Raw genomic sequence first — 6,063 nt, 5'->3', positions numbered from 1 at the left:
CGCCAGAGGGGTAGTTCGGTGGCGCGGTCGGGGGCGGTGTCGGTGAGGGCGTGGGCCCAGCGGCGCATGGAGGTGCCGACCGGTGGGAGGGCCGGGGGTGTGCCGGTGCTGACGGCGGCCCAGGCGGCGGCGAGGTCGGGGACGAGGATTCGCCAGGACACTCCGTCGACCGCGAGGTGGTGGATGACGAACAGCAACCGTCCCGGGTCGGGTCGGTCCTCGGTCGATTCGAACCAGACGACCTGCACCATCACACCGTGCCGAGGATCGAGCCTGCCTGCCGCACGGTCCGTTTCGTCGGCCACCCGCGCCGCGAACCGCGTGCCGGCGACCGCGTCGACCACGATGCGGGACACCAGTGTCCCGGCCTGGACGGCTCCGGCGGGCGGTACCTCGATCACCGGTTCGCTGCCGGGACCGGGGAAGCAGAGCCGCGCCCGCAGAACGTCGTGGTGATCGAGGACTGCTTGTACGGCGCGGGTGAGAGAGTCGAGGTCGAGTCCGGCGGGCGCGATGAGGAGGGTGGCCTGTGAGAACCTGCCGATGCCGGTGCCCCGGTCGAGGAGCCGGCGGGCGATGGGCGTCGGCGGGAAGTTCCCGATCCCCGACCCGGGAAGCTCTTCCAGTTCCACGGCATCGGTCGCATGCGCCACCTCGGCAAGAGCCGCTACCGACCTGCGCTCGAATACATCGCGCGGTGACACGAAGACACCTTCGTCCTTGGCCCGCGCCACCAACTGGATGGCCATGATGCTGTCGCCGCCGAGGGCGAAGAACGAATCCTCGACTCCGACGGTGCGGACTCCGAGGACCTCGGCGAACAACCGGGACAACGTCTTCTCCGCCGGGGTGGCCGGCTCCCGGCCGGGTGTGACGGGGCGAGCGAAATCCGGCTCCGGCAACGCCTTCACGTCGAGCTTGCCGTTGGCCGTCCGCGGCAGCCGGTCGAGTACGACCAGGGCTACGGGGACCATGTGCGCGGCGAGCTGTGTGCGGGCGAAGGCGAGTACCTCGTCGGAGTCGACGTCCCCGGCTTCCTGCACTGCGGCGATATCGGGCACGACGTAGCCGATCAGCCGGTCTGCGCCGTGCTCGTCGCGCCGCACCCGGACCACGGACTGCGCAACAGTGGGATGACGCACCAGGGTGGACTCGATCTCCCCGGGTTCGATCCGGTAGCCGCGCAGCTGAATCTGAAGATCGGTACGTCCCCGATAATCCAGTCGGCCCTGTCGGTCCCGGCGGGCGAGGTCCCCGGTCCGGTACATGCGGGCCCCGGGTGGTCCGTCCGGGTCCGCCACGAAACGCGCCGCGGTCAGATCCGGGCGATGGAGATAGCCGCGCGCCAGTTGGTGTCCGGATACGTACATTTCACCGACCACCCCCGGTGGAACGGGATGCAGCCGCCGGTCTCGGACGGAGACCCGCACACCGGGTATCGCCCGCCCGATCGGGGAGCCCGTCGACGGAGCAGAAACGGAACGATCGAGCGGCAGAAGGCTGACGTGGACCGTGGTCTCGGTGATGCCGTACATGTTCACCAGTCGCGGACGGGTATCACCGTGCCGGTCGTACCAGCCGGCCAGGGAGCGGAGGTCGAGGGACTCGCCACCGAAGACCACGTGCCGCAGCGCCAGGTCGTCCGGGACCGGGGCCCGCCGGTCGGCCTCGAGGAGCTGGGAGAACGCGGTGGGGGTCTGGCTCAGCACGGTCACGTGTTCGCGGCGCAGCAGTTCGAGGAACAACTCCGGAGTCCGGGCGGTGTAGTGATCGACCACCACGGCCCGGCCGCCGAAAAGCAAAGCGCCCCAGAGTTCCCAGACCGAGAAGTCGAATGCGTGGGAATGGAACATCGTCCACACGTCGCGCTCGTCGAACCCGAAACCCGGCTGGGTGCCGGCGAACAATGCCGCCACGTTCCGATGCGAGACCACGACACCTTTCGGGCGACCCGTGGATCCCGAGGTGTAGATCACGTACGCAACGGCGTCCGGCAGAAGCCGCGCGGTTCGTTCGGTATCGGAGACCGGGCCGGGTGCGACGGCGGCCACGCGGTCGGTGACCTCGGCGGAGTCCAGCAGCACGCGCGGGACACCGAGGCCCCGCATCGTCGAGTCCTGCTCGCTGGTGGTCACCACACACATCGGCGCCGCGTCCGCGAGCACGAATGCGATTCGGTCGCGGGGGTTGTCGATGTCGAGCGGGAGGTATCCCGCACCGGTCTCGATGGCGGCGACGATGGTGACGATCAGGTCGACGGACCTGGGCAGGGCGACGGCGACCAGTGATTCCGGGCCGGCCCCCAGTGAGATCAAATGCCGTGCCAGCCGATTGGCGCGTTCGCTCAATGCGGTGTAACTCAGGGGCGTGTTCTCGACCGTGACCGCACTCGCGTTCGGGAAGCGCTGCACGGTCCGGGTGAATCGGTCGGCGAGGGTCGTCTCGTCGTCCATACCGTCCGCAGTGCGGGCCGTCGGCGCTGTGTGACGTTCGACGTCGTCGGTGATGTCGATATCGCCGATCACACGGCGAGGATCGTCGGTGACGGCGTCGAGTATGCGGATGAGACACTTCGCGAATGCCTCGATCGTCGCGGGGTCGAACAGGTCGGTGGTATAGCTGAAAGCGGCCGAGATGCCGGCGGGTTCGCCACCCGGCCCGAAGCTCTCGCTCAGCGTGAGCTGCAGATCGAACTTCGCCGTACCGGTCCCGGCGTCCATGACGTCGGCGGTCACACCGGGCAGCTCGAGGGTGGGGGAGTCGTGGCTCTGGTGCTCGAGAAGAACCTGGAACAGCGGTGAATGAGCGGTCGAACGATCCGGAGCGAGCATCTCCACGACTCGCTCGAACGGGAGCTCGGCGTGGGTGAAGGCGCCGAGATCGGCGTCCCGGGTGCGGTCGAGGAGATCGGCGAACGACAGGGCTGCGTCGACGCGCAGTCGGAGCACCAGGGTGCCGACGAACATCCCGACGAGGTCGTCGAGGGCCGGGTCGCCACGGCCTGCGATCGGCGTCCCGACGACGATGTCCGCGCTGTCGCTCAGCCGTGCCAATAACACAGCCAGAGCGGCATGGGTTGCCATGAACATCGTGGACTCGTGCCGGCGCGCGAGCATCGCCAGCCGACCGTGTGTGACGGGGCCGATGTCGAAACGGAATGTCGCCCCGCGCAGGGACCGCTGGACGGGTCGGGGACGGTCGGTCGGCAGTGGGAGGACGTGCGGGAGGTCGGCCAGCGTCTGCGCCCAGAATGCGGCTTGCTGGGCGGCGAGCGACTGTGGGTCGTCCTCCGATCCGAGGAGTTCGTGTTGCCACAGGGTGTAATCCGCGTACTGGACGGGCAGCGGCGACCAATCGGGTGCCCGCTGCCGGGTACGGGCCGTGTAGGCGGCGATCATGTCGCGGACCAGGGGGCCCATCGACTGGCCGTCGGCACAGATGTGGTGGACGACCAGTGTCAGGACATGGACGTCGGCATCGAGTTCGAGCAGCTGAATTCGGACGGGAAGGTCGCAGGTCACGTCGAACCCGGTGTCGATGAACCGGGAAAGGCGGGCAGGCACTTGTTCTCGTCTCGCGGGAATCGGGTGAAGGTCGAGGAGTGCTCGCTCGGGCGGGAGCACGTGTTGGATCGGCTGGCCCTCGTGCACCGGGTAGAGCGTGCGGAGCGTCTCGTGACGGGCGATGACGTCGGTAAGCGCCTGACGCAGGGCGGTGACGTTCAGGATTCCGTGGAGACGGAGAGTGACCGGGATGTTGTATGCGGGGGATGTGGTGTCGTACTGATTGAGGAACCACATTCGTTTCTGCGCCGGCGACACCGGAATCCACTGCGGTCGGGCCGAGATCTCGAGGGTGGGACGGATTCGTTCGCCCGTCTGCGCTCGCACCGACGCCCGGGCCAGCATGCGGGGTGTCGGGGCGTCGAAGAGTGTGCGGACACCGATGTCGGTGTGCAGCGCATTGTTGATGCGTGTCACGGCCCGGGTGGCGCTGAGCGAGTTGCCGCCGGCGTCGAAGAAGTTGTCGTCGATGCCGAAGCACCGCGATCCGACGACCGCCGCCAGGATGCCGGCGATGGAATCTTCGAGGGGTGTGGCCGGTGGCGGGGCCTCCGCCGAAGTGGAGGTGCCGGACGTCGCGGTGACGACGCCGGCTGCGAGGGCGGCCCGGTCGAGTTTGCCGGCCGGGGTGCGGGGGATCGTCGTGATCGGCACGATCGTTGCCGGAACCATGTGGTGGGGAAGCTGTTCGGCGAGATGGGAGATCAGTCCCGATGGGTCGACGTCCTGATCGGTGGCGGGCAGCACGTACGAGGTCAACGCCGTGTCACCGGAGGTGGTGGTGCCGGGGAGCGTGGCGGCGAAGGCCACGGCGGGATGCCGGGTGAGTGCGGCGTCGATCTCGCCCGGTTCGATGCGGAAGCCGCGGATCTTCACCTGGAAGTCGGTCCGGCCGAGGTAGTCGAGTGCACGTGCACCCCTGGTCCAGCGCACCAGGTCACCGGTCCGGTACATCCGTTCGCCGGGTTCGCCGTACGGGTTGGCGACGAAGCGTGCGGCGGTGAGTCCGGCCCGCCGGTGGTAGCCCCGGGAGAGACCGTCGCCGGCGATGTAGAGCTCGCCGGGCGCCCCGATCGGGACAGGTTGCAGCAGGCGGTCGAGGACGAGTTCGGCGACGCCACGGAGGGGGCCACCGATCGTCACCGGCTCCGCCGCGTTCAGGTCGGCCGTCATGTCGGCCGCCACGGTGGCCTCGGTCGGACCGTACGCGTTGAGCAACCGGTGCTCGGGCGCCCACCGCTGCACCAACTGGGGCGGACACTCCTCCCCGCCGGTCACGACGCAACCGACATCCGGGACGTCCCGGGGGTCGATCGAAGCGAGTGCGGTGGGGGTGAGAAATGCGTGGGTTACCTTTCCCTCCACCATGATCCGGCTGAGTTCGCGCCCGCCGTACACGGTCGGCGGCACGATCACCATCGTCGCCCCCACCCCGAACGCCAGCAGGTACTCCAGAACGGAGGCGTCGAAGCTCGGCGACGAAAAGTGCAGCACCCGGGACCGGGAGGTCACCCTCGCGCGGTCGCGCAACTCCTCCGCCAGCGCGTTCACTCCGCGGTGCGGGACGAGTACACCTTTCGGTACACCGGTGGAGCCCGAGGTGTAGATGGCGTAGGCGATGCCGTCGACACTCGCCGGCGGAGTGCGGGACACACCGCGCGGGTACGCATTGCGGTCCTGGCGGACCTCGTCGAGGTCGACCCAGCGGACGGTGTCCGGTAGCTCGTCGCGATGGCGGGTGCGGGTGAGACCGAGTACGGCCCCCGAGTCGGCGAGCATGTGTTCGACCCGGGCGGCAGGGTAGGTGGGGTCGACGGGGAGGAACGCGGCGCCCGTCTTGATCACCGCCCAGACGGCGAGTACCGACTCCGCCGAACGCGGTATCGCGACGGCGACAAAGTCTTCGGGACCGGCACCGAGCTCGATCAGCGCCGCGGCGAGGCGATCGGACCGTGCCTCGACCTCTGCGTACGTGAACTCTTTCGTGCCGTCCACCAGGGCGACCGCGTCGGGGAAACGGGCGGCGGTGAGGATGTCGGAGAACGTGCGAGGTGCGGCCCGATGGGCGCCGCGGACGGGCGCGAGCAGTTCGAAGTCACTCTCCCCCAGCAGATTCAGCCGGGCCAATGGCAGCGCCGGATCTGTCGCGATCGACGTGAGAACCTTGGCGACTTCACCGAGCAGAGCATCGACGGCAGGGGTGTCGAAGAGCGCGCTCTGGAAGGTGATTCGCAGATGCAGCCGCGGGTGTGGAGTGACGGCGAGGGCGAGCGGGTAGTGGGTTGCGTCGAAGGTGTCGACATGGGTGACCCGGAGGCCGGTGGTGGTGAGGGTGGTGGTGTCGAGGGGGTAGGACTCGAGGACGGTGAGGGTGTCGAAGGTGGCGGCGGGTCCGGTGGCGGTGTGGATGTCGGTGAGGCCGAGGTGGTGGTGGTCGAGGAGTTGGGTGTGGGTGGTGTGGGTGCGGTGGAGGAGGTCGGTGAGGGTGTCGGTGGGGTGG

The 6,063-nt window shown here is 68.8% G+C and carries 1 protein-coding gene; it reads right to left on the bottom strand.

Annotation, left to right across the window (positions count from 1 at the left end; genetic code table 11):
* A partial coding sequence (locus tag ACFTZB_RS41950; protein WP_378441307.1) for an amino acid adenylation domain-containing protein occupies positions 1-6,063 on the bottom strand: 6,063 nt, incomplete at both ends.

The organism is Rhodococcus sp. NPDC057014, assembly GCF_042673295.1.
In the GTDB taxonomy this organism is placed as follows: Bacteria; Actinomycetota; Actinomycetes; order Mycobacteriales; family Mycobacteriaceae; genus Rhodococcus_F.
This window is presented reverse-complemented; position numbering and strand designations above follow the sequence as displayed.